Origin of the sequence: Kribbella sp. NBC_00382, assembly GCF_036067295.1 — a bacterium.
Taxonomy (GTDB): Bacteria; Actinomycetota; Actinomycetes; order Propionibacteriales; family Kribbellaceae; genus Kribbella.
Map to the genome: position 1 here is coordinate 925,211 of NZ_CP107954.1, position 25,720 is coordinate 950,930.

25 protein-coding genes are annotated in these 25,720 nt (G+C 68.6%); 9 read left to right on the forward strand and 16 right to left on the reverse strand.

Annotated features, from left to right (window positions below; all coding sequences use genetic code 11):
- Window positions 1–8: 8 nt before the first annotated feature.
- The 4 genes from OHA70_RS04590 to OHA70_RS04605 all read right to left on the reverse strand — a co-directional run bounded on the left by OHA70_RS04590 (window position 9) and on the right by OHA70_RS04605 (window position 3,711).
- The gene (locus OHA70_RS04590; RefSeq protein ID WP_328328862.1) at window positions 9–929 is read right to left on the reverse strand and encodes a 1-phosphofructokinase family hexose kinase; all 921 of its coding nucleotides are present in this window, start codon (window positions 927–929) and stop codon (window positions 9–11) included.
- A complete protein-coding gene (gene nagA, locus OHA70_RS04595; RefSeq protein ID WP_328328864.1) occupies window positions 917–2,047 on the reverse strand; it encodes an N-acetylglucosamine-6-phosphate deacetylase in 1,131 nt (376 codons plus the stop codon). Before nagA ends, OHA70_RS04590 begins: the two co-directional genes overlap by 13 nt.
- The gene (locus tag OHA70_RS04600) at window positions 2,044–2,997 is read right to left on the reverse strand and encodes an ROK family protein (RefSeq protein ID WP_328328866.1); all 954 of its coding nucleotides are present in this window, start codon (window positions 2,995–2,997) and stop codon (window positions 2,044–2,046) included. Before OHA70_RS04600 ends, nagA begins: the two co-directional genes overlap by 4 nt.
- A gap of 75 nt (window positions 2,998–3,072) precedes the next feature.
- Window positions 3,073–3,711, reverse strand: a complete 639-nt coding sequence (locus tag OHA70_RS04605; protein ID WP_328328868.1) for a TetR family transcriptional regulator — start codon at window positions 3,709–3,711, stop codon at window positions 3,073–3,075.
- A 192-nt stretch (window positions 3,712–3,903) separates the two neighbouring features.
- On the opposite strand from OHA70_RS04605, the gene OHA70_RS04610 reads away from it, so the two are divergent.
- Window positions 3,904–4,626, forward strand: a complete 723-nt coding sequence (locus OHA70_RS04610; RefSeq protein WP_328328870.1) for a PaaI family thioesterase — start codon at window positions 3,904–3,906, stop codon at window positions 4,624–4,626.
- Here the strand turns inward: OHA70_RS04610 and OHA70_RS04615 are convergent.
- The 3 genes from OHA70_RS04615 to OHA70_RS04625 form a co-directional block, all read right to left on the reverse strand.
- Window positions 4,619–5,380 carry a hypothetical protein gene (locus tag OHA70_RS04615; protein WP_328328872.1) on the reverse strand — a complete coding sequence of 254 codons (762 nt, stop codon included), beginning with the start codon at window positions 5,378–5,380 and terminating at the stop codon, window positions 4,619–4,621. The two genes, OHA70_RS04610 and OHA70_RS04615, sit on opposite strands and share 8 nt — an antisense overlap.
- Window positions 5,381–5,451: 71 nt before the next feature.
- A complete protein-coding gene (locus OHA70_RS04620; RefSeq protein ID WP_328328874.1) occupies window positions 5,452–6,078 on the reverse strand; it encodes a CGNR zinc finger domain-containing protein in 627 nt (208 codons plus the stop codon).
- A 278-nt stretch (window positions 6,079–6,356) separates the two neighbouring features.
- Window positions 6,357–7,082, reverse strand: a complete 726-nt coding sequence (locus OHA70_RS04625; RefSeq protein WP_328328876.1) for a TetR/AcrR family transcriptional regulator — start codon at window positions 7,080–7,082, stop codon at window positions 6,357–6,359.
- 115 nt (window positions 7,083–7,197) lie between these two features.
- Here OHA70_RS04625 and OHA70_RS04630 point away from each other — a divergent pair, with 115 nt between their 5' ends.
- On the forward strand, window positions 7,198–9,366 hold the full coding sequence (locus tag OHA70_RS04630) for an MMPL family transporter (protein ID WP_328328878.1): 2,169 nt from the start codon (window positions 7,198–7,200) through the stop codon (window positions 9,364–9,366).
- Here the strand turns inward: OHA70_RS04630 and pdxH are convergent.
- Together pdxH and OHA70_RS04640 are read right to left on the reverse strand one after the other, a co-directional pair.
- The gene (gene pdxH / locus OHA70_RS04635; protein WP_328328880.1) at window positions 9,363–10,001 is read right to left on the reverse strand and encodes a pyridoxamine 5'-phosphate oxidase; all 639 of its coding nucleotides are present in this window, start codon (window positions 9,999–10,001) and stop codon (window positions 9,363–9,365) included. The genes OHA70_RS04630 and pdxH overlap by 4 nt on opposite strands.
- Before the next feature lie 10 nt (window positions 10,002–10,011).
- Entirely contained in the window at window positions 10,012–12,021 is a 2,010-nt protein-coding gene (locus OHA70_RS04640) for a hypothetical protein (RefSeq protein WP_328328882.1), read from the reverse strand.
- A gap of 143 nt (window positions 12,022–12,164) precedes the next feature.
- Between OHA70_RS04640 and OHA70_RS04645 the strand changes: the two genes are divergently transcribed.
- Window positions 12,165–13,280 (forward strand): citrate synthase 2, encoded by a 1,116-nt coding sequence (locus OHA70_RS04645; RefSeq protein ID WP_328328884.1) that lies wholly within the window; start codon window positions 12,165–12,167, stop codon window positions 13,278–13,280.
- A gap of 2 nt (window positions 13,281–13,282) precedes the next feature.
- Here the strand turns inward: OHA70_RS04645 and OHA70_RS04650 are convergent, their stop codons facing one another.
- Window positions 13,283–14,059 carry an AraC family transcriptional regulator gene (locus tag OHA70_RS04650; protein WP_328328886.1) on the reverse strand — a complete coding sequence of 259 codons (777 nt, stop codon included), beginning with the start codon at window positions 14,057–14,059 and terminating at the stop codon, window positions 13,283–13,285.
- A 90-nt stretch (window positions 14,060–14,149) separates the two neighbouring features.
- Between OHA70_RS04650 and OHA70_RS04655 the strand changes: the two genes are divergently transcribed.
- The 3 genes from OHA70_RS04655 to OHA70_RS04665 all read left to right on the forward strand — a co-directional run bounded on the left by OHA70_RS04655 (window position 14,150) and on the right by OHA70_RS04665 (window position 16,774).
- Window positions 14,150–14,983: a phytanoyl-CoA dioxygenase family protein gene (locus tag OHA70_RS04655; RefSeq protein ID WP_328328888.1), complete on the forward strand. Its 834-nt coding sequence runs from the start codon at window positions 14,150–14,152 to the stop codon at window positions 14,981–14,983.
- A gap of 107 nt (window positions 14,984–15,090) precedes the next feature.
- Entirely contained in the window at window positions 15,091–16,215 is a 1,125-nt protein-coding gene (gene serC / locus OHA70_RS04660; protein ID WP_442913868.1) for a phosphoserine transaminase, read from the forward strand.
- Between the two features lie 79 nt (window positions 16,216–16,294).
- Window positions 16,295–16,774 (forward strand): GNAT family N-acetyltransferase, encoded by a 480-nt coding sequence (locus OHA70_RS04665; protein WP_328328890.1) that lies wholly within the window; start codon window positions 16,295–16,297, stop codon window positions 16,772–16,774.
- Here the strand turns inward: OHA70_RS04665 and OHA70_RS04670 are convergent.
- The 4 genes from OHA70_RS04670 to OHA70_RS04685 all read right to left on the reverse strand — a co-directional run bounded on the left by OHA70_RS04670 (window position 16,771) and on the right by OHA70_RS04685 (window position 20,603).
- Window positions 16,771–17,874, reverse strand: a complete 1,104-nt coding sequence (locus OHA70_RS04670) for a hypothetical protein (protein WP_328328892.1) — start codon at window positions 17,872–17,874, stop codon at window positions 16,771–16,773. The two genes, OHA70_RS04665 and OHA70_RS04670, sit on opposite strands and share 4 nt — an antisense overlap.
- Window positions 17,875–17,876: 2 nt before the next feature.
- Window positions 17,877–19,130 carry a class I SAM-dependent methyltransferase gene (locus OHA70_RS04675; protein ID WP_328328894.1) on the reverse strand — a complete coding sequence of 418 codons (1,254 nt, stop codon included), beginning with the start codon at window positions 19,128–19,130 and terminating at the stop codon, window positions 17,877–17,879.
- Window positions 19,131–19,256: 126 nt separating this feature from the next.
- Window positions 19,257–20,087 carry an endonuclease/exonuclease/phosphatase family protein gene (locus OHA70_RS04680; RefSeq protein ID WP_328328896.1) on the reverse strand — a complete coding sequence of 277 codons (831 nt, stop codon included), beginning with the start codon at window positions 20,085–20,087 and terminating at the stop codon, window positions 19,257–19,259.
- A gap of 150 nt (window positions 20,088–20,237) precedes the next feature.
- The gene (locus OHA70_RS04685) at window positions 20,238–20,603 is read right to left on the reverse strand and encodes a hypothetical protein (protein ID WP_328328898.1); all 366 of its coding nucleotides are present in this window, start codon (window positions 20,601–20,603) and stop codon (window positions 20,238–20,240) included.
- Window positions 20,604–20,759: 156 nt separating this feature from the next.
- On the opposite strand from OHA70_RS04685, the gene OHA70_RS04690 reads away from it, so the two are divergent.
- Together OHA70_RS04690 and OHA70_RS04695 are read left to right on the forward strand one after the other, a co-directional pair.
- The gene (locus tag OHA70_RS04690; protein ID WP_328328902.1) at window positions 20,760–21,356 is read left to right on the forward strand and encodes an ArsR/SmtB family transcription factor; all 597 of its coding nucleotides are present in this window, start codon (window positions 20,760–20,762) and stop codon (window positions 21,354–21,356) included.
- A complete protein-coding gene (locus OHA70_RS04695; protein ID WP_328328904.1) occupies window positions 21,353–22,681 on the forward strand; it encodes an MFS transporter in 1,329 nt (442 codons plus the stop codon). The genes OHA70_RS04690 and OHA70_RS04695 overlap by 4 nt, the downstream gene beginning before the upstream one ends.
- Here the strand turns inward: OHA70_RS04695 and OHA70_RS04700 are convergent.
- A complete protein-coding gene (locus OHA70_RS04700) occupies window positions 22,605–23,648 on the reverse strand; it encodes a hypothetical protein (RefSeq protein WP_328328908.1) in 1,044 nt (347 codons plus the stop codon). The two genes, OHA70_RS04695 and OHA70_RS04700, sit on opposite strands and share 77 nt — an antisense overlap.
- A gap of 95 nt (window positions 23,649–23,743) precedes the next feature.
- Between OHA70_RS04700 and OHA70_RS04705 the strand changes: the two genes are divergently transcribed.
- Entirely contained in the window at window positions 23,744–24,139 is a 396-nt protein-coding gene (locus OHA70_RS04705; RefSeq protein ID WP_328328910.1) for a hypothetical protein, read from the forward strand.
- Here OHA70_RS04705 and OHA70_RS04710 read toward each other — a convergent pair.
- Window positions 24,129–25,697 carry an acyltransferase gene (locus tag OHA70_RS04710; RefSeq protein WP_328328912.1) on the reverse strand — a complete coding sequence of 523 codons (1,569 nt, stop codon included), beginning with the start codon at window positions 25,695–25,697 and terminating at the stop codon, window positions 24,129–24,131. The genes OHA70_RS04705 and OHA70_RS04710 overlap by 11 nt on opposite strands.
- Window positions 25,698–25,720 lie beyond the last annotated feature (23 nt).

A 25,720-nucleotide genomic window follows, 5' to 3' on the forward strand; every position in this document is an offset into this window, starting at 1 on the left:
CCCTTGTTCTAAAGCGTTTGTACGACGACCTGCGGCTGCCACCGTCGGTACGCCTCGAGATCGATGTCCCCGGCAACGGGGGTCAGCACGGCAGCCGCAGATGCCGCGACGGCCGACTTGAGCACGACCGGCCAGTCGGGCTCGGGTGATCCCGCAACGGCGGCCGCGACGACCGCAGTACAGGCATCTCCGGCGCCGGTCGGGTTGCCCGCGACTCTTTCTACGGGCAGAGCACGCCAGGCTCCTTGCTTGCTAGCAGCAACCATCCCGCGTGCGCCGTCCGTGATCACCGCTGCGGTCGCGCCGAGGGCAACCAGTTGCCGGGCGCCCTCTTCGACGCTGAGGTCCCCCAGTGCTTCGCGAAGCTCGGCGGCGTTCGAGCGAACCACCGCACCAGCCTTCGCGGCCGCCACCAAGGCATCCCCACCGACGTCGATCACCGACAGCACATCGTGATGCCGCGCGCGAACGGCCAGCTCCGCATAGGCGTCAGCGGGCAGACCGGGCGGCAGACTCCCGGAGCACGCGAGCACGTCGAGTCTCGCCCACGGCATCCGGTCATGGAAGGCGCGCCACTCGTCCTCGGAGACCGAAGGCCCGGCCTCGTTGAAGATCGTCGCGTCGCCGTCGACACCGTTGACGATGGCAACGGTTCGCCGGGTCTCGCCGCGGATCGGGGTGAGCAAGGCGGTCAGCCCGGCGTCGAAGAGCTCCTCGGCGACGATCTCGCCGGTCAGCCCGCCGACGAACCCGAGCGCCAGCACCTGATGCCCCAGCGTGGCGGCCACCCGGGCGACGTTGACGCCCTTGCCGCCGGCCCGCTGCTGCGGGGCGTTGACGCGGTGGCTCCCACCGACGACGAGTTCGTCGACGCCGTACGTGACATCCAGCGCCAGATTGAGGGTGACGGTCCCGATCAGTCCAGCCACGAACCGGCCCGCATCACCTTCTGGACCTGGTAGTCCTCGTCCAGCAGCACCAGGTCGGCCCGCTTGCCGGTCTCGATCCCACCGGCGGTGTACCAACCGAACGCCGCAGCCGGGGTCGTCGACGCCATCCGCGACGCGTCGACCAGGGATACTCCGGCCTTGACGGCGTTGCGGTAGGCAACGTCCATCGTCAGGGTGCTGCCCGCGATCGAATGGGTGCCGTGGGCAAGCGTCGCCAGCCCGTCCTTCACGTCGACTTCAAGACTGCCCAGCATGTACCGCCCGTTGGGCATCCCGGTCGCGACCATCGCGTCCGTGATCAACGCGATCCGGTCGACGCCGGCCGCGGCGAGCGCGACCCGGACCACCTGCGGGTCCAGATGCATCCCGTCGTTGATCACCTCGAGCAGCAGCCGCGGATCGTTCAGGGCGGCACCGACCGGACCCGGGTCGCGGTGATGGAACGGCCGCATCCCGTTGAACAAGTGCGTCGCCACGGTCGCACCGGCGTCAGCACCCGCGATCATCTGCTCGTACGTCGCATCCGTGTGCCCGAGCGCCGCGACCTTGCCCGCGTCGACGACCTGGCGGATCGCATCCAGCCCACTCGGCAACTCCGGCGCGATCGTCACCATCGCCACCGCATCGCTGAGCACCTTGGCCACGTCGCCCTCGACCGGATCGCGCAGCAGCGTCGGCTCGTGAGCTCCACAGCGCGCGGCCGACAGGAACGGCCCTTCCAGGTGCACGCCTGCGATCACGCCGTCGGTGACCAGGTCCGCCAGGCAAGCCGTCTGCGAGACGAGGTCGTCGAGCGGCGCAGTGACCAGGCTGGCCATCGTCGTGGTGGTGCCGTGCTTGGCGTGGAAGGCCGCGACCTTGCGGGCCTCCTCGGGATCGGTGGTCGAGTACGTCGACCCGCCGCCGCCATGCGTGTGGATGTCGACGAACCCCGGGACGACGGTCGCCTCGCCGAGGTCCTCCGGCCGCTGACCGTCGGCCGGCATCCCGTCGGAGCGCCGCCCGTAGGCGAGGATGTCGCCGTCGGCCACCTGCAGCCAGGCATTCTCGAGGACCTCGTCCGGGGTGACGAGCCGCGCCACCCGATACGTCGTCATACCGTCTCTTCTCCGCTCTCGTCGGGAGCCACCCGGTCCCAAGCCATCCACGCCGCACCGAGCATGCCGGCCTCTTCACCCAGTACCGCGGCCACGATCTCCGGCTCGCGCTGGAACGTCAGTCGTGCGTGAACACCTTCTCGCAGCGGCGCGAGCAACGTCTCCCCCGCGCCGACCAGGCCGCCACCGATCGCGATCCGGGTCGGCGCGACCAGCGTCGTGTACATGACCAGTGCGTCGGTCAACGCGGCGAGCGCCTCACGCCAGACGACCGCGGCATCGGCGTCGCCTTGCGCCAGCAACTCGATCACCTCGCGCGCTCCGTCGACCACCCGGCCGGTCCGTACGGCGTAGCGACGGGCCAGCGCGGCAGCGGAGGCGATCGTCTCCAAGCAGCCCCACTGTCCGCAGGCGCATTGCTCGGCGGCCGAGCCGTGGACGAACCGGGTGTGGCCTAGCTCCCCGGCGTACCCGTCGCCGCTGACCAGCGATCCGTCGACCACCATCGCGGCCGCGATCCCGGTACCGAGCGGGAGGAACAGCGAGTTCGTCGTACCGGTGAGTGCTCCCTGGCGTAGCTCCGCGTAGCCGCCGGCGCGCACGTCGTGAGCGAGCAGGACCTGCTGGTCGAGCCCGATCGCGGCCTGCAGCTCGGCGAGCACCGGCGTGTCCGACCAGGCGAGGTTCTCCGCGCTGACCGTGCCCTTGGCGGCGTTGATGATGCCCGGTACGACCACCCCGACCGCGCGCACCCGGTGACCGTCGGCGGTGGCCTTCTGGGCCATCTCGACGACGGTCTCGAGCAGCGCGCTGAGCACTGCATGGCCCCCGGCCTCGCGCGGAGTAGGCCTGGTCTCCCGGTGCAGCACGGCACCGTCGGCGGCGACCAGGCCGCATTTCATCCGGGTTCCACCGAGATCGACGGCAACCACGACTTCACAGGGGTCCACGGAGCGCCATTATGCAGCGTTACCTGCCGGTTCGAACATCCGTGAGCATTTTCTGGACACTCCCGGCGAGATCGTTCAGCGCAGTCCGCGGTCGAAAGCGGCCACCAGGAAGGCGATCAGATCCTCGGCCAGCTTGCCCGGATCCTCCTCGCCGTCGATGCCGGGCGGCTCCGCACCCGGCGGTCTGGTCAACGCCTGTGACTGGTGCAGAGCGAGCAGGCCGAGCATGTTCACGTAACCGAAGGCGACCGACTCCGGCGCCGCGTTCGGCAGCGCCACCTGCAGCGCGGCCAGGTACCGGGCCTCGACCGGATCGGATTCGGCCGCATACAGCTCCCGGATCCGCTGGCTCGGGTCGAACGCGACCCGCCCGATGAACCGGGCCACCACCGGCCCGCGCTCGCCGCGGCGGAGTACGAGATCCAGTCCCGGCTCGATGAAGGCGCGGATCAGTTGCTCGGCGTTCGGCTCGCCCTTCGCCTCCAATTGGTCCAATCGGCGCCGGCGCTCGGTGTTGACCGGCGCCATCGCGCGCGCCACCGCCGCCCGCAGCAACGCTTCCTTCGAGCCGAAGTGATAGTTGACCGCCGCGATGTTGGCGGCCGCCGCGACCGTGATGGCGCGCAGCGACGTCCCTTCATAACCCCCCTCGCCGAACCGCTGCTCGGCGATGTTGAGCAATCTCTCCCGGGTGGATTCCACGGGTGTCTCCACAGAGTTCTCCTTCCCCCCGGCTACCGCTCGCTCAGGCACCCCACCTGCTCACGCGCCGTAGCCTGGGCACAGCATAGTTCAAACGGACGTTTGAATGAGAGTGGTCAGGGCAGTAAATCTGGAAAGAAGCTCAGAAAACACGGGAATCCCCGCGCTCCGGGGCGTAAACGGGCAGGGCTAAGGTCTCCAGGCATGACCACGATGCGGATCGCGCCGCGCTTTCGGGGGCCGGCTAAGTCAGGCAACGGGGGCTATGTCGCAGGTTTGGTCGGTACTGCGCTGGCTGCGGTGGCCGCCCCGGACACGGCGCCCCGGGTGCGTCTGCTGGTGCCTCCGCCGATGGATACCGACCTCTCCCTGCTGGTGGAGTCCGGTAGCGCCACCCTGGCCGGTACCGCCCCAGTCGCCGAGGGTGTCGCGGTCAGTGCGGACACCTTGGCCGACGCGACGGTCGACCCGGTCAGCCCGGACGAGGCCGCGGCGGCGGAGACGAAGTACAAGGGGCTGGTAGACCATCCGTTCCCTGGCTGCTTCGTCTGCGGCCCGGAGAACCGTGAGGGGCTGCAGCTGAAGCCGGGGCCGGTAGGCGACGGCCGGACGGCCTGTACCTGGCATCCCGCAGCTGACCTGGCCAGTACCGACCGCCTGGTCGACCCGGTCTACCTCTGGTCGGCACTCGACTGCCCTGGCGGCTGGGCGATCGACCTGGAGGGTCGTCCGTCGGTACTGGGTCAGATGACCGCCCGCATCGACGCCCGCCCTCGACCGGGCGAGCCCTGCGTCGTGATGGGCCGGGTGCTCGCGGAGGACGGCCGCAAGACCCACACCGCCAGCACCCTGTACGACTCCGACGGCCGCGTACTCGCCCGTGCCCGCCACACCTGGATCCTGGTCGACCCGGCTCTGTTCAACTGACCTTGGCGGTCGGCAGTGCCCGGATGATCAGCTCGTTGCGGGCGTCCCGGCCCAGCGGGGTGGTGTGGACACCGTCGCGGAGGTACCTGCGCTCGCGCTTCGGGTCCGCCGCGATGAACTCGGCCCAGTGGACGAGCTGCAGGTTGGAGTGGCGACGGGTGGCCGCTGCCAACTGCCGGTTGACCCAGGCGCTGTTGCGGCGGTCCGCGGCGGTTGTACTGCGGCGCGCGACCCACACGTTCACCCAGATGACGGTCCGGGTCCGGCCGACGATCTGCAGCACCCGGTCGATCTGGGCGGTGATCACCGGCGGGTCGAAGATGTCGTTGCTGCCGGTCTCGATCAGGATCCGGCCGGGCAGTCCGTAGGTCCGGGCCCAGAGCGCGAGAGCATCCGCGGCCGGTGCGGTCGGCCGGCCCGACCAGGCGTCCATGGCGAGTCCGTCATGAGTGCGGGCCATGAGCCGCTCCGCCAGAACCGGACCGCCGGCCACCCCGAGGCTGTCCCCGAACATGAACACGCCATCCGTCCGGACCACCCGCTCGATCTGCTGCCGGCTGGAGATCAACCGCGGGTACTTCGCCCAGTCGGCCGGCACGCCAGAGCCGAAGCCGACCGAAGCAGCCGGGGTCGGCGGCTTTCGTGGCGACGTCCCGGAGCCGACCTCGTCCCAGCAGAGTGGAGTCCCTACCGCGACCACCCCCAAGGCCCCGGCGAGCAAGACCCGCCGCGACACCCCACCCCAGTTCTCCATACTGGTATAGACGCATGGACCGGCCCGGAACGTTGGGGTCCGTCCGACCTTTGCAGCTAGTTGCAACGGCCCTAACGGGTTCGAGCCGCGTGCGCCCTGACCTTGGCCCGGTTCCCACAGGTGGCCATCGAGCACCACCGGCGGCGTCCCCGCGGATCCAGGAACAGCCAGCCGCAGTTGTCGCCCGGGCACAGGTGGATGTGATCCCTGGATGCCCCAGTGAGCAGCTCCGACGCAAGCAGCGCCAGCTGATCCAACGGGAGCCCCAGGTCCTCCGGCAACTCCCACGACGCCCGCACCCCTAGCCCTTCAGCCGGTACTGCGCTCAAGTGCCGTCGCGCGCTGGCACGCCCCACCGCCCGGCCAACCGCCTCGAACGACCCGGATGCCGTCTCGTCCGTCAGTACGTCGTACAGGTCCGCCCTGAACTCGCGTACTGCGTCCAGCCGTCGGGTCGCGTCCGTCGGCTTGAGCGAGGCCTGCTCGATCAGCCGGAACACACTCGCGTCGGACAGCAGCCCGACATACCCGTTCCAGATCACGAACGCCTCGTACGAGGTGAGCCACTCGCTCGCGGCCGGGCCGCGGCCGGCGAAGTCGGATCGGGTGTTCAGGAAGTCCAGTACCGGGTCGGCGCCGACCGGTTTCGGCAGCACGATCCCTTGGACCAGCTCGAGATGAGAAGGCAGCGCGGACACGAGCCCGAGCGTACTCAGCTGTCGGCGAAAAGCGGTTGAACGCGGGGTGCTCGCGACGTAGGTTCTGAGTACACGCGAAGGGAGGTGGTCCAACGCATGAATTGCAATCGGACTCGTGAGGTGATGGCGGGCTGAGTCCCGTCAACCACTCTGTTTGTGGTGGGCATGTGGCTAGCCAGTTTCACGCCAGTCACCGGGCCCGCAGGTAGTCAGGAAAGTCCGCCTGACCCTTGGTTCGACCACCCGGTCGTGTCCTAGGAAGTGCCTGCGGGTCTTTTTTATTCTGGGGGTGGGCAGTCGAGCCCGAGGGCCTCGCCGATCTCGAAGAGCTGGGCCTGGAAGTACGCGCCGGCGTCCTGGAACGCCCAGTGCAGCTGCCCGAAGACCTCCATGCAGATCAGCCCGTAGAGCCGCGTCCAGTAGGTCAGCGACAAGTAGACGGCTCCCGCCGGCATCCCGTCGAAGAACTCCGACTTCTGCCGTAGCTGCGCCAGCAGCTCCGGGCCGAGCGCGTCCTCGGACGGGTGCGGGAACGGCTGCTGGTGGTAGATCTGGGCCACCAGCTCCTTGAAGACCGCGGCGAACCGCATCGCCGCCAGGTGACCGGGCGTCAGCTCGTGATCGTCGGCGTCCGGGTTCGGCACCGGCGCCCCGAAGAGCAGCCCGAACTCGGCCGGATGCGCGAGCGCCCAGTCCCGGAGTCCGCCGGCGATCAGGAACAGCTTGTCGCCGAGATCAGAGTCCGGATCGCCGTCCCGCAACGTGATCAGCGCGTCGGTCAGTTCGTCGTACAGGTCGGCGATCAGGGCGGAGATCAGGTCCTCGTGGCTGCCGAAGTACCGGTAGAGGGCGGGGGCGCTGAGGCCGAGCTCGCGCGCGACCGCCCGCAGGCCGACGGCGGACGCGCCGCCCTCGACGAGCAGCTTGCGCGCCGCGGCCTTGATCTCGGCGACCGTCGCGGCCCGTTGCCGGTCGCGTCGGGTCTCCCCCGTCTTGAGCTCCACTCAGTCCTCTCCCTTGACAGGCACACCCTAGAGCCGCTTACAGTTTACACCGTTAACTGTTAACGGTGTTCACTATCGCGACCACTGTTCAACTTACCGCCCGCGGGAGGGCTTCGTGTTCGAGACACTCGGCAGGTTCACCTATCGGCGCCGCCGCCTGGTGCTGGCACTGACCGGCCTCTTCGTGGTCGCCGCGATCGCCTGGGGCACGGGCGTCTTCGGCTCGCTGGCGAACGGCGGTTTCGAGGCGCCGGACACGCAGGCCGCGCGGGCGGTGAAGACGATCGAGCAGACCGTCGGCCGGACCGGTACCGACGTGATCGTGCTCTACCGCAGCGACTCGCAGTCCGTCTCGTCGCCGGCCTTCCGGCAGACCGTCGAGAGCCACCTCGCCCAACTGCCCGCCAGCGAGGTGCTCAGCACCAAGACTTTCTGGTCCACCAAGTCGCCCGCGTTCGTGTCGAAGGACCAGCACTCGACGTACGCCGTCCTGACCCTGGCCGGCGCCGATCCCGAGGCGCGGCTGGCCACCTTCCACAAGATCGCCGCGCAGGTCCGGACCTCGCCGGCCGGTCTCGACGTGAAGGTCGGCGGCGAAGTGGCCGTGTTCGACGAGGTGAACACACAGACCGAGCACGACATCGTCCAGGCCGAGTCGATCTCGCTGCCGATCGTGCTGATCCTGCTGGTGGTGGTCTTCGGCGGCCTGGTCGCGGCCAGCCTGCCCCTGTTCGTCGGGGGTCTGGCGATCCTCGGCGCCTTCGTCGTCCTGCGCGCGCTGACCACGTTCACCGATGTCTCGGTCTTCTCGATCAACATCGTGACGATGATCGGGCTCGGCCTGGCGATCGACTACGCGCTGTTCATCATCACCCGGTTCCGCGAACAGCTTGCCCTCGGCAACGATGTCGAGACGGCCCTGTCGGTGACGATGAGCACGGCCGGCCGCACGGTCGCCTTCTCCGGCGTCACCGTGGGGGTGGCGATCTCCAGCCTGGTGCTGTTCCCGGTGATGTTCCTGCGCTCGATGGCGTACGGCGGCGCTGCCGCGGTCCTGGTCGCGATGATCGCGGCGCTGACCGCTCTGCCTGCCCTGCTGGCCGTGTTGGGCCATCGGGTGAACAACCTGCGACTCCCGTTCCTGAAGCGCGGCGGCGGGCTCGGATCCAGCGAGCACGGCGCCTGGTACCGGCTTGCCCACAGCGTCATGCGCCGCCCGATCCGGTACGTCGTAGTCCTGGTGCCGCTCCTGCTCGTCCTCGGGATCCCTTTCCTGCAAGCACAATTGGGCGGGGTTGATCACCGTGCGCTGCCCGCCGGGGCGAACAGCCGGACTGTCACCGAGGTGCTGCAGAGCGACTTCGCCGGCGCGGGCGGTTCCGACGTACTGATTGCTGCCCGGACCACGTCGCCGGATGCGTTGACGCCTTATCTCGCTGAGCTTCGGCGGGTGAAGGACGTCGCCGATGTGCGGCTGGGTGGCTATCGTGACGGCGTCGCGTCCGTTGTCGTGCACACGCACTACACGTCGCAGGAGCTTCCTGCCCGGGACGTGGTCGCCGGGGTGCGAGGAGTGCAGCCGCCCGCTGGGGTCTCGGTCGAAACCGGTGGCGATACCGCTGCGCTGGTCGACCTGTTGCATGTACTGCGGGAGCGGGCGCCGTGGATGGCCGGGTTCATCGTGCTGGTGACGTTCGTGCTGCTGTTCATCGCGTTCGGCTCGGTCGTACTGCCGGCCAAGGCGTTGCTGATGAACGTGCTGTCGTTGTCGGCATCGTTCGGCGCGATGGTGTGGATCTTCCAGGACGGCAACCTGTCCGGCTTCCTCGACTTCACCCCGGCCGGCTTCCTCGACGCGACCAACCCGGTACTGCTGTTCGCCGTCCTGTTCGGGTTGTCGATGGACTACGAGGTGTTCCTGCTGAGCCGGATCCGGGAGGAGTACGACCGGACCGGCGACAACAGCCAGGCCGTCGCCCTCGGCCTGCAACGTACCGGCGGCATCATCACCAGCGCCGCGTTGCTGCTGATCATCGTGGTCGGCGCGTTCGCCACCTCGGGCATCGTGTTCGTCAAGATGATCGGGGTCGGCCTGGTGATCGCAATCGCCATCGACGCGACCGTCGTACGGGCTCTGCTCGTCCCGGCGACCATGCGACTCCTAGGCCGAGCCAACTGGTGGGCCCCGGCGCCACTGGCCCGCTGGTGGAAACGGTACGGCTTCCGGGAGACCGGATCTGGTGTGGAGGAACCTACTGAGGAGCGGGAGCTGACGCGGGCTTAGGGCTGCAGGCGCTGGAGTTGCCAGGTGGCTCCCGACCGCTTGTACTGCAGGCGGTCGTGGAGGCGGCCGGTGCGGCCTTGCCAGAACTCGAAGGTCGCGGGCTCGATGCGGTAGCCGCCCCAGAAGTACGGGGTGGAGATCTCGGTGCCCTCGGGCCACTGGCGTTCGTAGGACTCGTACTGGAGGTCTAGTTCCTCGCGGGAGTCGACCGGCTGGCTTTGCTGGGAGGCCCAGGCGCCTAGTTGGGAGCCGCGGGGGCGGCTGGCGAAGTACGCGTCGACCTCGTCCGATGGGAGCTTGGTGGCGGTGCCCTCGACGCGGACCTGGCGTTCCATTGCGTGCCAGGGGAAGACGAGGGCGCAGGCGGGGTTGGCCGCTAGGTCATCGGCCTTGCGGGACTGCTGGTTGGTGTAGAAGACGAGGCCGCGCTCGTCTAGGCCCTTCAGCAGGACGGTCCTGGCTGATGGTTTGCCGTCGGCGTCGGCGGTCGCCAGAACCATTGCGTTCGGCTCGTGCAGGCCTGCGTCGGCAGCCTGGGCCAGCCAGTGGCCGAACTGCTTCACCGGGTCGGCGTCCACCTGCTCTTCGAGCAGCTCGCCGAGGCCGTACGTCTCGCGCATGTCTCCAAGGTCCACGGGGTGGAGCCTAGTTGGAGCGCAGCGCCTTGCGGACAGCACGCCAGGCGGAGCTGCGGGCGAGGCGGCGTACGGACGGGTTGCGGCGCAGTCTGGTTTTGAGGGAGTTGCGCTTCACTACCGGAGCCTTCTGTGCCGGCTCGGGAGCCGCTGGCGCTGGCTCAGGCGCGGCTGTGGCCGTGGGCTGGGTCGGCGCAGGCACGGGCACGGGTTTCGGCTTCGGTTTGGGTCTGGGGGGCTGGGTGATGTGTTTGTTGACCTCGGCGAGGTGGTCGTCGAAGACAGCTCGCCAGAGGAGCTGACGCAGCGCCAACTCCTCAGCAGCCGTGCTCTCACCGGCCAGCGACGAGGTCCAGAGCTGCTGGATCTCCACCGGGTCGAAGTCCCCGCTCTGGTCCTCCGCGAGCAGCTCGCCGATCAGGTCGCGGTCCGGTGCGTCGCCCAGCCGCTTCACCGGTGCTGGCGGGCACGGCTTGGCTCCGGCGCCGGGTTGCGCCTTGAAGAACGGTATGTCAGCCCACTCCGGCACCAGCTCGCGTACCAGTGCCTGGTGCAGCGCGTTCTCCAGCCGCTGCGCCGCACTCATCGAGAAGGCTGCTCGTACGAAGGCAGGCACGAGCAGCGGCGAGACGATGCCGGTCCGCTCGCCTGCATTGCCCCAGCGTCGCAGGCGCTCGACCACATAGAAGTAGTCGAGCATCGTGGCGTCCTCGAAGCCGCCCTGGATCGCTTCCCGGAACACGGTCTCGATCTGCCCACCCGCTGCGGCCCTGACCGCGGTCGACGGGCCGCCAGCAGGGACGAGCCGCTTCTGGAGACGCTCGTTGAAGAACGTGAGCTTCTCCTCCAGCGGACACTGGTCGAGCTTCAGAACGTCCGGCGGATAGAAGTGCCCGTGCGCGATCTCGCCACCCGCGCCGCCGATCGCCAGGTGCGTGACGTCGGTCAGCCCCTCCGGCGGGTTGTGGAAGATGTAGCTCGACGGACGCAGGCCCTCGGCGAACCGATGCCAGCGCCGGACCCGGTCGATCACAGGCAGCATCGGCGGTACTGGTTCAGGAGTGGCCGTCTCCAGCGGGCATACCTTGCCGGTGACGAGGTGTTCCACCTTGTAGGGAAGGGCTGCCACCAGCTCCTCGGCTACGGCCAGCTCCCCCGGTACTGCGTCGTAGCTGTTGAGCTTGAGGTCGACACCGGCCGAGAGGAAGGCTGCGGCAACTACACGCGAATCCCTGCCTCCACTGAGATCCACTGTCGGAGTACCGGGCCACAGCTTGCTCACGGACCGGGCTACGCCACGCAGGGCCTCTGCTGTCTCCTCGATGAGCCGTTGCGGCAGGTCCCCGCCACTAGGCCCGGACCAGATGCTCGTTGCCTCGATCCGGGTGACAGTACGACGGTTGCGCCGCCCCTCGGTCACGATGTGAGTGGCGCCCGGTACGGCCAGCACCCGGTCGTACGGGGTGGTGTCGCCCATGAACCAGCCGCAGCCAGCCGCGTACCGCCAGCCCCGGTCCGATGCCTCTGCGGGCACGTCGGCGAACAGGCAGGCGGCCGCTGGGCGGTTGCTCCACACCCAGCCTTCGGCAGTACGGAGCTGGAACAGCCGGCCGAGCCCGACGGAGTCGGTGAAGAGCTCCAGCCGCTCGTCGGCCGGGTCCAGCACCGACAGGAGGAACGGCGGCGCCAACTCCGCCATGCGTGCCGGGTCGGCGAGTACTACCCGTGCTAGCGGGGCAGCGGCTCGTTGCGGCGTCAGGTCGCCGACCATCGCCTGGTACCCGAGTGGCACGTGCAGGCTCGCGACACACAGGTCGTCGTCGTCACGCCAGGCGGGCCAGCGGTAGTCCGGCTCGCGCCGGCTCCAGCTGTGCAGCCCGACGGTTCCGGCGTCGCAGCCGTCCCGCCGAGCCTGACCCTGCCAGAGTTCGCCGTAGTACGCCTCGACGCGGCGTACGCCGGCGGCTGCCTTCTCCGGTCCCGCGAAGCGGTCGAAGGCGTACGCCACAACAGTTTCCATGCCTGCAAGATGCGATTGATGCCGGAAAAGTTGCATCCCGGCGAGAGGCCGGATCACGCCGAACCGGTCACAGATCTGTCCGCGCGGTCAGGCGGAGAACTATGCTGCCTGAGCGCCTAGATCGAACAAGGGAGTCTCAGTCGATGTCAGATCCAAAGGTCGACGTTCAGCACGGTCTCGAGGGTGTGGTCGCCTTCGACACCCAGATCGCGGAACCGGACAAGGAAGGTTCGGCACTTCGCTACCGCGGCGTGGACATCGAGGATCTGGTCGGCCGGGTGCCGTTCGAGAACGTCTGGGGACTGCTGGTCGACGGTGCCTTCACCCCTGGCCTGCCGCCTGCCGAGCCCTTCCCGCTCCCCGTGCACACTGGTGATGTCCGGGTCGACGTCCAGTCCGCGCTGGCGATGCTGGCACCGGCCTGGGGCCTGCGTCAGCTCTACGACATCGACGAGGTCCAGGCGCGCGACGACCTGTCCCGGGCCGCGGTGATGGCGCTGTCGTACGTCGCCCAGGCCGCTCGTGGCATCGGGCAACCGATGGTCCCGCAGCGCGAGGTGGACAAGGCGAGCACGATCACCGAGCGGTTCATGATCCGCTGGCGCGGCGAGCCCGACCCCAAGCACGTCAAGGCAGTCGACGCGTACTGGACCTCCGCCGCCGAGCACGGCATGAACGCCTCCACCTTCACCGCCCGGGTGATCGCCTCCACCGGCGCTGACGTGGCCGCGGCCCTGTCGGGTGCTGTCGGCGCGATGTCCGGCCCGCTGCACGGTGGAGCGCCTGCTCGCGTACTGACGATGATCGAGGGCGTCGAGAAGAGTGGCGACGCCCGCTCGTACGTGAAGGGGCTACTGGACGCCGGCGAGCGCCTGATGGGCTTCGGCCACCGCGTGTACCGGGCCGAGGACCCCCGCGCGCGGGTGCTTCGCCGTACGGCGCAGGAGCTGGACGCACCCCGCTACGAGGTCGCCCAGGCGCTGGAGCAGGCCGCACTGACCGAGCTGCGCGAGCGCCGGCCCGACCGGGTGCTGGAGACCAACGTCGAGTTCTGGGCCGCGATCGTGCTCGACTTCGCCGAGGTCCCGCCGCCCATGTTCACCTCCATGTTCACCTGCGCCCGTACTGCGGGCTGGAGCGCCCACGTCCTGGAGCAGAAGCGCACCGGCCGCCTGATCCGCCCCTCCGCCATCTACTCCGGCCCGTCCTCCCGCCCCGCGACGGAGATCGAGGGCTGGAACGAGAAGTGGGCCCAGTAGCGCTAGCGCGTCTGGCTCGGTGAGATACCGGTACGGAACTTGTACTGGCGGCTGAAGTAAGCGACGTCGGTGTAGCCGAGCGCGGCAGCGACCTGGGTGACCGTCATGGCGGTCTCTGTCAGGAGCTGGTGCGCTCGCTCCACCCTTGCCTGGATCAGGTACTGCGCTGGTGAGGTGCCGTGCTGGGCGGTGAATCTCCGGGTGAACTGGGCCCTGGAGAGCACTGCCTGGGCGGCCATCTCGGTCACGCTCCAGTCCCGACTCGGGTCTTCCCTGATCGCCTGGGCGACCTCTTGTATCGCGGTGTCGGTCGCGCTCGGTTGAGGGCTGTGGGCGGCGTCCCAGATGAGCGTGAGCAGTTGCTCCAGGCACAGGACGGCCTGCCGTCGACCTAGTGGGTCACCCCGCCGGTACGCCGTGTCCGAGCTCCGAGCGAGCGCACCGAGCAGCACTCGGTCCGGCACCTCAGCCCACCGCGTCGCCGGTACTACGCCCTGTGGGTCCACGGCGAAATGCATCCCGAACACCAGCAACCGCCGCCGCGGATCGTGGCTGGCCGTGGGCGCATCCCCTGGGGCGAACACGGCGCAAACGCCCGGCCCCAGCTCGCGGGTGCTGCCGTTGAGCTCCAGCCGGCCGATGCCGTCGAGCACGCACCACAGCAGGTGATCCTGTTGCGGGGGTGACACCCAGGACCAGGACGGCTCGCATCGCCAGAAGGTGGGCGGCGAGTGCAGCTCGAGGTCGACCGGGGCGGCGAGGACGGGCCGATGCGTCAAAAGGTCAACTCCTTGCGTCGATCATCCGTCGCGATGCCGCTTGTGGCAGGCCAGGATTTGAGGGTCAGCCTAGTCAGTCGGGAGTCGGTTGTGAGCGTTTCGTACAAGCAGGAGTTCGACACCGCCGGGTACACGCTGGTCCGTGGGTTGTTCGGGCCCGACGAGGTGGAGCGGCTGCGGGACCACTACATGGAGTTGCGCGGGCGGGGGTCCTACCCGGGCGACACGGTCGGTGTGCAGGCCGGTAGCCGGGATCCGTTGCGGCGGTACCCGCGGATGGCGCAGATGCACCGGTGGGATGAGTTGTCGCTGCAGTGGCTGATCGACCAGCGGCTGGACGAGGTGATGACGGGGTTGCTCGGGCGGTCGCCCTACGCAGTACAGACGATGATCTACTTCAAGCCGCCGGGCTCGCGGGGGCAGGCGTTGCACCAGGACAACTTCTATCTGAAGGCCGAGCCAGGGACGTGCGTGGCCGCCTGGATGGCGCTCGACACGGTCGATGTGGAGAACGGGTGCCTGGAGGTCGTACCGGGCAGCCACCGTTGGCCCATCCTCTGCACCGAGAAGGCCGACACCAAGGTGAGCTTCACGGACGTCACTGTCCCGCTGCCGGCGCAGGAGGCCGCGGTACCGGTCGAGATGGCTCCTGGTGACGTGCTGTTCTTCCACGGCGCTCTGGTCCACGGGAGTGCGCCTAACGTCAGTACTGACCGCTTCCGGCGCGCACTGATCGGCCACTACATCCAGGGCGAGGCCGACCAGGTCGCGGAGTACTACCACCCGGCGCTGCGGATGGACGGTTCGCCGCTGGAGCTGGGGATCGCCGAGGGCGGTGGCGCCTGCGGTGAGTGGGTGCCGGGCGAGGACGGACCGGTCGCCGTGATGACCGGGAAGGAAAAGGTCACCCGCAAGCACGAGTAGCGGCCTGTTGAGACCCGCGGCGGACGGCGTGGGGAGATGTGGAAGACTGTGAAGTGCTGACAGCGTCGTCGGCAAGGATCTCAGCCAGACGACGAAGGGAACCGCTGGTGACCAGCGACATCACTATCCCCGCAGAGCTCAAGCCCGTTGACGGACGGTTCGGCGCCGGTCCGTCCAAGGTGCGCCCGGAGGCCGTCGCGGCCCTGGCGACCGAAGGGGCCAAGCTGCTCGGCACCTCGCACCGCCAGGCCCCGGTGAAGAACCTGGTGGCCCGCGTCCAGCAGGGCGTCTCCGACCTCTTCCAGCTGCCCGAGGGCTACCAGGTCGTGCTCGGCAACGGCGGCTCGACCGCGTTCTGGGACATCGCGACCTTCGGCCTGATCCGGGAGAAGAGCCAGCACCTGAGCTTCGGCGAATTCTCGTCCAAGTTCGCCAAGGCCGCTCAGCTCGCGCCGCACCTGGGCGACCCGACCGTGATCAAGGCCGACCCAGGCACTCGCCCGGCCGCGGTCGCCGAGGCCGGTGTGGACCTGTACGCGTGGCCGCACAACGAGACCTCCACCGGCGTGATGGCGCCGATCAAGCGCGTCGAAGGCGCTGACGAGGGCGCGCTGGTCGCGATCGACGCCACCTCGGGTGCCGGCGGACTGCCGGTCGACATCAACGAGGTCGACGTCTACTACTTCGCGCCGCAGAAGTGCTTCGCCTCCGACGGCGGCCTGTGGATCGCGCTGATGTCGCCGGCCGCGCTGGCCCGGGTCGAGGAGATCACCGCCTCCGGTCGCTGGATCCCCGCATTCCTGGACCTGGCGACGGCGGTCGACAACTCCAGCAAGAACCAGACGTACAACACCCCGTCGCTGTCCACGCTGTTCCTGATGGCTGAGCAGACCGACTGGATCAACAGCCAGGGCGGCCTGGAGTGGAGCGTCGGCCGTACCACCGACTCCAGCAACCGGCTCTACACCTGGGCCGAGAAGTCCGACTACGCCACCCCGTACGTCGAGGACGCCGACGCCCGCTCGCTGGTGATCGGCACCATCGACCTGGACGACTCGATCGACGCCGCGGCCGTCGCCAAGGTGCTGCGCGCCAACGGCATCGTCGACACCGAGCCCTACCGCAAGCTCGGCCGCAACCAGCTCCGGGTCGCGATGTTCCCGGCCGTCGACCCCGACGACGTCGAGAAGCTCACCCAGGCCATCGACTACACGGTCGAAAAGCTCCGCTGACCCAGACGCAAACAGCCGCCGACTCCGTGGAGCCGGCGGCTGTTCTGCGTTCGGAGGTCCATTCGGGTGAGGATGGGCCATGACCTCGATCCGTCCCGCCGTCGCCGCGGACTCGCCGGCCGTGACCGGACTCGCGATCGCCGCCTTCGAGCGGTACACCGAGAGAATCGGCCGACCCGCGATGCCGATGACGCTGGACTACGCTGCCGCGGTCGACGAGCACAAGATCTGGCTCGCCGAAGCCGAGCGCCCGCCGCTCGGATTGGTGCTGCTCGGGTTCGTGCTGCTCGAGGAGCAGGCGGATGCCCTGCTGCTCGACGTCATCGCGGTGTCTCCGGACGCCCAGGGGCAGGGGGTGGGCAGCAGTCTGCTCGCCTTCGTCGAAGAGCAGGCTCGGGCCCGCGGCTACTCGCGGATCGTGCTCTACACCCACGAGAAGATGACCGAGAACCTCGCCTACTACCCTCGCCACGGCTACACCGAGACCCATCGCGAAGAACAGTACGGCCTCCGCCGGGTCCACTTCGCGAAACCGGTCCCGCCGATCAGAAGCGACTAGGCGTTGGAGCGGCGGCGGCCGTGGGGGTTGGGGGGTGGCTGGCCGGTGAGGCGGGCGTTCTCGGCCATTCGGTCGAGGCGTTCGCGGCGGCCGGCCGGGAACGTGACGAAGGTGATGATGAGGGCCAGCAGGGCGGCGCCGACGACGATCCAGCGCAGGCTGTGGCTCTTCTTCGGCTCCGATGAGCTCGTGTTCGCGGCCGGCTTCGGCGTCGCGGCCGGGTTGGTGGCCGCCGGCGGCTTCGCGGCGGTCTTCTTGGCCGGCGCGGCCATCTCGTAGACGGGCGAGTTCTTGCCCTCGCTGCCGACCAGGATGTCGCTGCCCGTCGGACCCACCGCGACCGACTCGCCCTGCGCCACCGGCGTAGCCGACCTCGCGACCAACGTCGGGGTGTCGCCCCAGGCCACCGTGGCGACATCGAGGTACGTCCGCAGTACGACCGTCTTGCCGTCGGGCATGAAGGTGCCGTCCGTCACCCCGTACGTCGAGGCGGGCGCGTCGGCAAGCTCGGTCAGCTTGTTGGTGCCTTCCCGGGACGCGGTCTCCGGCGCCGCGAAGATGGTGCCGGCCACCTTCTTGACCTTGGTGACGAAGAACAACTGCTTCGTCTGCGGCTGGATCAGCAGCGTCTCCGCGTCGTGCGGGCCGTCGGGGTACTCGAAGTCGTACCGGTGGAACTTGACGTCGTCCTCGTCCTCGAGCTGGTTCGGCTCGGGGATCGTGTACACGTAGATCTGGTCGCGGTTCTTGTTGTTGTCGCCGATGTCGGCGATGTAGATGGTGCCGTCGCTGTCGACCGCGATCGCCTCGACGTCCTTCACCGGCGCCTTGAACTTGAGCTGGACCCGGACCTTGCCGGTCTTGTCGATGCCGAACACCCGGGCGGTGTCGCCGGAGTCGTTCACCGTCCACCAGATGCCCTCGTAGCGCGAACTCTTCGCCAGCCCGGACGACTCGTCCACCCGGGAGTCGTCGATCGTGAACAGCTTCTTGGGGGCCCCGGGCGTCGGATCGGCCGCGTCGGCGGCACCGACCGGGATCGCGGCGCCGGCCAGGCTCAGCAGAGCCACGGCGGTCAGGGTCAGGGCGTTGCGCAGCAAGCTCAAAGCACCTTCTCGCGGTCGGGGGCAAGAACCAGTGTCGCGAGGTGCGGCGTGACCTGCCACTCCCCGGTCAGTGCCTCGTACTCTGCCCGCACCTCCGGGCCGGCCGTCGCGCCCGTCCGGGCAGCGCGGAGCAGCAGGTTGCGCGGCGTGTGTTCACTGTCCACGAACTGCACCACCTCTACCCGGTAGCCGACTTGTCGGAGCACCGCTGCTCGCAGGGAGTCCGTCAGGACGTCGGCGAACCGCTCCCGAACGATGCCATATCTGGTGAGAAGCGCGTAAGGCGCCGGTGGTTCGACGCGCTTGAGCTGTTTTTGGATGTCGTGGTGGCAGCACGGCGCCGCGAGGATCAGCGGAGCCTCCCAGCCGACCGCCCGGGCCAGCGCGTCGTCGGTCGCCGTGTCGCAGGCGTGCAGCGCGAGGACGACGTCCGGCGGCGTGTCGAGCCGGGCGTCCGCGATGGTCGCGTCGACGAACTCCAGGTGGTCCTGCCAGCCCAGCGCGGTGACACGTCGCGTGTTCCGCTCGCGGGCGGCCGGGTTGTGGTCGATACCGGTCATCCGCACGTCGTGTCCGGCCGCGGTCAGCAGGTGGTACGCCGCGAGCGTGAGGTAGGCGCTGCCGCAGCCGAGGTCGACCACGTGCAGCGGCCGCCCGGTCCCGATCCGGCCCGCGGACACCGCGTCCTCGAGGGCAGGCAGCAGCAACTTGCAGAACTCCTCGATCTGCTTGTACTTCGCCTGCCGCGACGGCTTCACCCGGCCGAGGTGGTCGCTGATGCCCAGCTCGACCAGGAACGGCGCGGCCGGATCGAGCATCCGCTGCTTGGTCCGGTCGTGCGACGTCTCCTGCTCGTGCTGCTCGGCCTGCCGGTGCAGCAGCGACTTGCCCTTCTTGGTGTACCGCAGCCGGAGCGTCTCGGAGGTCGTCTCGACATGCCAGTTCCCGTACGGAGCGCCCAGCAGCTCGTCCACGACCGCGTCGGCAGCACCGGCGCCGGCGTCCGCGTTGCGAGTGTGCGCCTGGCGCTCGTCGAACTCGGTCACCTGGAGCCGTCGAACCCCCTTGAGGTCCACATACCGCAACTCCACCCGCTGGTACTTCGGCGCATCCTCCCCACGCCGCCGCCCAGAGCCAACCGCCCGCACCAACGCCCCTGGCTCCAACAAAGCAGCCCGCACAGCAGCCCGCGCGACAGACTCCTCGTCCGTGGCGTCGGTCCGCTCTACCGCTTGCTGCTCAGCCTGCATCGCGCCATTGTCGCCGACCCCTCCACGAGATCACAAAACGGTCTCGCCCTAACGGGCTGAGGAGAGGCGCTGGTGGTGGGCCGGGGCGGGCGCGGGTAGCGGGCCGGGGAGGGCGCGGGTGGTGGGTTACGGGAGGTTGAGGGTGGTTAGTAGTGGGAGGTGGTCGGAGGCGAGGGTGGAGGGGGTTTTGGCTGTCCTTGCGGTGAGGGTGGAGGTGTGGAGGACGTAGTCGATTCGGGAGGTGGGGAACAGGGAGGGGTTGGTGTAGCCCAGACCCAGCCCGACCTCGGGCCAGGTGTCCTTCCAGACCGAGGTCAGAGTCTTGATCTCGGGTGAGGTGGGTACACCGTTGAGGTCGCCGATGAGCACTGTCGGGGTGGTCGAACCAGACAGCAACTGGACCACCTTCTGGGCCTGCTCTACCCGCTCGGCCGAGGTGAGCTTGGACAGGTGGGTGTTCGCGAACCGCAGATCCCGTCCACCCACGTCCAGCGTCGCCACGGCGAGCCCGCGTTGCTCGCTGCCGGCGTACAAGGGCAGCAGTGTGTTGCTGAAGTCCTTGATCGGATACCGGGACAGGATCGCCGTCCCGTACTGCCGCCGCGGCTCCCCCGGATTGGTGGGATCCCAGTCGAGGTTCGCCGCGAACCGGTACTGCATCCCCAGCCGATTCGCCAGCCAGGCCGCCTGATCCTCCCAGTTGCTCCGGGCATCGAAGTGGACGTCCACCTCCTGCAACCCGACCACGTCGGCACCCGACTGGCTGATCACCCCGGCGATCCGCTCCAGGTTCACCACGCCGTCCACACCCGCGGCGTGATGCATGTTGTAGGTCAGCACGGACACCGTGCTCACCACGCGTGCCGGCTTTGCCGCCGCAACCCCAGGCACCAGCAGCGGCACCACCAGCGACATCCCCACCACACCAGCGAGCACCCGGCGAAAGACCCTACCCACGACGACCTCCAGAAAGGTTCGGACACCAATGAATCCGCCCCACCGAACCAACCCACCAGGTCACCGCCCGATCAATACGACCCAGGTCAAACAGCTGGACATCCAGGCACCTTCAACCAGTCGGACAGACCGCCAAGCCAGCTTGACCCGCTAGGCCAGTTTGCCGTCCTCGGCCAGCAGGTTGAGGGCCTTGAGGCGGGTTTCGATGCCGCCGGGTTGGCGGCCCAGGGCTGCCACCAAGGCGTCCTTGCCGGCACCGTCCTGGAACATCTGCTTGAGCAACTCCTCCTGCTCCGCGGTCCAGAGCCGGAAGGCGTTGGGGTACGTCTTGCGGGCCTCCTCGACGCGGCGGCCGTAGGAGCGGCCGGCGGGCAGCTCCAGGGCTTTGATCCGGAGCAGGCGGTGCCGGCCGACCTCCTCGCCGTCGCGCCAGAAGACGACCACGCCTTCGTCGAATGTCATCAGATCGGACGGGACGTCGCAGTAGTCGGCGTCCTCGAGCATCACCCGGACCATGAGTCTTCTCCTTCGTGTCGAAACTGGTTCTCACCAGAGAAGATGCCGCGATCCGCTCCCGTCCCGGCGACGGATTTCAGGCCTGTGGACAACCAACCGCAAAATCCGTTTGCAAAAGCTCTTTGCAAACCAGCTTTGCAGTTCTAGGCTGAGGTCATGACCGACGATCAGCACCAGCCCGAGCAGCAGTCACAGCAGCCGACCGTGGAACTGGCCGGCGCCGCGCTGCGGGCGCTGTCGCACCCGATGCGCAACCGGATGCTCGGTCTGCTCCGGATGTACGGCCCCGCCACCGCCACCACGCTCGCCGGCCGCCTCGGCGTCAACACCGGCGCCACCAGCTACCACCTCCGCCAGCTCGCCGAGGCCGGCCTGGTGCTGGAGGACGACAGCCGCGGCAACGCCCGCGACCGCTGGTGGAAGGCGGCCCACCTGGGCACGTCGTTCGACACCGGCGCGCTGCTGGAGAGCGAGCCCGAGCTGACGATGGGCTTCCTGCACGGCGTCGGCCAGGTCTACGCGGAGAACCTGTTCCGCGCGATCGACGAGCTGCAGACCCAGTCGCCCGAGTGGCTGGACGCCAGCCTCATCTCCGACTACCTGTTCCAGCTCCGCCCGGCGGACCTCAAGGCGATGGTCGCCGAGATCCAGGCGGTCCTCGAGAAGTACAGCAGCGACCTCACCCAGCCACTGCCGGAGGGAGCCGAGCAGGTGACCGTCCAGATCCAGGCCTTCCCCCGGGAGACACGATGACCGCCACCAGCACGATGGACACCAGTACGCCGAACCGCGCCCCGCTGATCGCCTTCCTGGTCGCCAACGTCGTCTCCGTCTGCGGTACCCGGGTGAGCGCGATCGCCATCCCCTGGTTCGTGCTGATCAGCACCGGCTCCCCCACCAAGACCGGCCTGGTCTCATTGGCGGAGATGCTGCCCTTGGTGCTCAGCAAGGCCTTCGGCGGCCCGCTGATCGACCGCATCGGCCCTCGCCGGGTCAGCATCGTCGCCGACGTCGGCAGCACCCTGGTCGTCGCGATGATCCCGCTGCTCCACTCCCTGCACGCTCTGAACTTCCCGACTCTCCTGGTCCTGGTAGGGATCGCCGGCGCACTCCGCGGCCCGGGCGATGCGGCCAAGGGCACCCTCGTCCCCGACATCGCCGAGGCCGCCCGGGTGCCGCTCGAGCGGGTGACCGGCCTGGAGAGCACTACCGAGCGACTGGCCGGCTTCCTCGCGTTCGGCCTGGCCGGTGGCCTGATCGCCTTGCTGGGTGAGGTCAACGCGCTCTGGATCGACGCCGCCTCCTTCGGCTTCTGCGCCGTCCTGTTCGTCATCTGGGCCCCGCGCCGCCAGACCAAGACGAACGAGACAAAGGAGACAGAGGAGGAGGGGTCTTACGGACAGCGCCTCCGCGAGGGCTGGACGTTCCTGCGCAAGGACAGGCTGATGATGCCGCTGGTCCTGATGATCTCGCTCACCAACCTGCTGGATGCGGCGGTGGTAGCGGTGATGATCCCGGTCTGGATGCGCAACCACGGCCACGGCCCAGGCCAGACAGGCATGGTGCTGACAGCCTTCTTCATCACCGCCACTGCCTTCGCCCTGGTCGCAGCGAGCATCGGCGAGCGCATCCCCCGCCGGACCGCGTTCATCCTCAGCTTCCTGATCTGCGGCGCCCCGCGCTTCGTAGTACTGGCCCTGGACGTTCCACTGTGGGTAGTACTGGTGACCTATGCCGTCGGTGGTGTGGGTGGTGGCTTCATCAACCCGGTGCTCGGTGCGCTGTTCATCGAGCGGGTGCCGCGGCCGATGCTGGGGCGGGTCAACTCGCTGGCCGAGTCCGTCGGCTGGGCCGGCGTCCCGCTGGGCGGAGTACTGGCAGGAGTGACTATCGCCGGTATCGGCCTGACGCCGGCCTTCCTGGTCGCCGGTGCGCTCTACCTGGCCGCCACCATCGCCCCGGTGCTGTTCGGTCGCAACGAGAACTGGGGCGGGCAGACGGCTAGGGCGGAGGCTGACCCTGAGCCGCAGCCTTCTGCCGCAGCCGCTCCCCTTCAGCGCCAAGCAAGCCCAGCATGATGAGGTCGAGTGTCATCCCGCCGACCGCGGCGAACTGCGTGCCGGCGAACTGGAACACCTGAGTCACCAGCAACGACACCAGTACTGCGAGCTCGAACAGCCGCACCGCACGCGCCCGATCGCGAGCCCGCAACCGCAACCCGCCCCGCACCGTGAAGGTTGCCGACAGCAAACTCCCGGCAGCCACCCCGACGACCGGCAGGTCCGTCAGCAACCGCCCATCCCCCAGCCGGAGGCCGGCCGCGATGGCAGGAGCACCGAGCGCCTGGAGAGCCAGCACGAAGACCGCAACGGCCGGGGCGAGCGGATGGGTCGCCAGCCGGTCGAACCCCCGGTGCACGGCCTTCCAAGCCGCATCGATCGGCGCAGCGAGCTCCACCTCGTCAGGCGGACAGGCAGCCAGCAGCGCGCGGGTCTCCGGCCGTCCGACGACCTCCGGCCCGACAGCCCTCAGCTGCGACGACGCGTGCGCTCGCCGACGCCTGGACAGCCCACCCGCGACTCCCTCGACCGCCTGGTCGACCACGTTGGCCAACTGCTCCCGCTCGTCGATCGGCCGGCGGTTGCTGACGTACCGGGAGCCCAGCACGATCAGCACGAACACGACGTACACGATCGCCGCGGTGGGTTGGTAGAAGTAGTTGTTGTCCGAGGTGATGAACTTGCCGACCTCGTCGATGAACAGCCCGAAGCCGATGCCGCCCACCAGCGCCGCGGCCGGCCGCACCACCGGGCCGACGTACGAGAGCAACAGGTAGATCGCCAGCAGCATCAGCAGGCCGCCGGGGAGGACGTGCGCGATGTGCAGCCCCTTGCCGCCGATCTGCGGGTAGCCGCTCAGCCCGAGGATCAGGCGGGTGATCAGGACGGTCGAGACGCCCGACACCACGAAGGTCGTCAGGTGCTCCCCGGTCCGGACGTTGCGAACCAGTCCGGCCCGGAGCAGGTACGACGACCTGGTCGTCATTTCACCAGCGCCGCGATCACCACGATCGCGACCAGCGCCGCTAGTACGACAGAGGTGACGAGCCGTCGGGTCCGGGGGTCCACCGGCTCAGGTTAGTGGACCCCCTCCCGGCCAGGTCAGGCCAGTGGGTAGTTGCCGACCAATATGCCCACTGGATCGACCTGCTGCTCGATCTCCCGGAGCCTGGCGAGGTCCGGCTCGCTGAGGACGTCCCGCAGTGTCCCCTCGGTCCCCAGCATGCAGCCGCCACCCCTTGGTGGCCTACCTCCCGGCTCGCCCGGAGATGCCCCCGGCAGCGGGACTACCTCCCCGCCATCGGCATCGAGCACGAGCTCCGCCTGTCGCCCTGCACGGTGCAGGACCACCTCAGAGTCAGCTTCGAGAAGGTAGGCGTCTCCAGCCGCCGCGAACTGGCCTCCCGCATCTTCTTCAGCAAGTACGCCGGCCGCCTCGGCAGCACCCTGCAAACCGATGGCTGGTTCAACGGGTGAGGGTGATCAGCGGTTCGGGGCGGTGTACTCCGCGGGGGCGGTAGCCGAGTACGTCGGAGAAGCCGAGGTAGTCGGTGAGGAGCCAGATGATGGCTAGCCACATCTCGGTGCCCTGCAGGCCGGGGATTGCGCGGGCGTCGGTACCGTCGGGGGCGAAGGCGAAACCGGCGTTGTCGACCCAGCGGTCGAGGATGGCGGCCAGCATGCGCTCTGCCCATTGGCGGCCTTCCGCGCGGCCGTAGTCGGTCTGCTTGCCGGCCAGCCAGAGTGGGTGGATGACGTCGAGCACGTTGCAGGCGTTGAAGCCGTCGCCGGTGAAGACGCGCTGGTCTTGCGAGTGGACCAGGAGGGTGCGGATCGCCGCTTCGGGGTACGGCAATGGGAGCCCGTACTGTGCGTAGGTACCGCGCGTGAGCCGGTAGAAACCGTTGACGACCTGCAGCCAGCCATCGTCGGGGTGGGGCTGCCCCCACATGCCGGTCTCGGGGTCGGCGCGAGTGGTGAGCCATCCCATCAAGGTGAAGAGCATGCTGGAATCCCCATGATCCTTGAGGTTCCGGGCGATCGCCGTACCGACGGAGTCGATCGCCGCGCCGGCACTCCATGCATTCCTTGCCCACGGCAACTCGTCGAACTGGTCTGTGTTGAGGTCCACCGAGATTGGATGCTCAAAGCCACTACCAAGCAGTTGCAACGCATAGCCGACGCAGAGCACGTGATAGCTCCCGGGGCCATCGAGCACGGAGACTTCAGCTGACCGCAACCGGCTGACGAGATCCTCAGTCGAATGCCCAGCAGGCGCACGCCGTACCAGCAGATCAGCAATCTCAATCGCATCACACCATGGCCGGACAGCAGCCTCACCTCCAGGCTGATCCACAAACCGGCCATCCTCAAAACACCTTGCCAGCAAGGCATCTACCTGCCCACGTGCCTTATTGGCGAAGGTGGCGGCTCGCTCAGCAAGACCCACGGGGGCGGCGGGTTTTGGGTGGCGGCGGTCGCGGAGTTTGCGGGCTGGGTTGCCTGCGACGACCGACCAGGGGTCGACGTTCTTGGTGACGACGGCGCCGGCGCCGATGATGCTGTGGGGGCCGATGGTTACGCCGTCGAGGATTACCGCGTTCGAGCCGATCCAGACGTCGTCGCCGACGGTGATGCCCTGGGAGGAGTGGGGCTGTTGGTGGATCGGACGGTCGGGGGTCGTGCCGTGGTTGAAGGCCAGGATGGAGGTGTGGGCGCCGATCCGGACACCGTCACCGAGGGTGACCTTGCCGCGGACTGCGGTGAACGGGTTGATGGTGGTGTCCGCGCCGAGCTGGATCTCGCCGGTGACGTAGGCGTGGGCAGCGATGTAAGAGCGCTCCCCCATCCGGAGCACCTCGCAGAAGACAGCGGCACTCTCCGCAACGTACGCGTCGGCCGCCAGCTCCACCGAGCCGGTCAGCCCACGCTGGCGTTCCAGCTGGCGCTCACGCTCAGCAAGGGAGGCGCCGCCGTACTCCCAGGGGAGGAAATCCAGGCGGTGAGCGGCGGACGTCATACTGGACGAGGTCATGGGATAACGCTATCCAATAATTT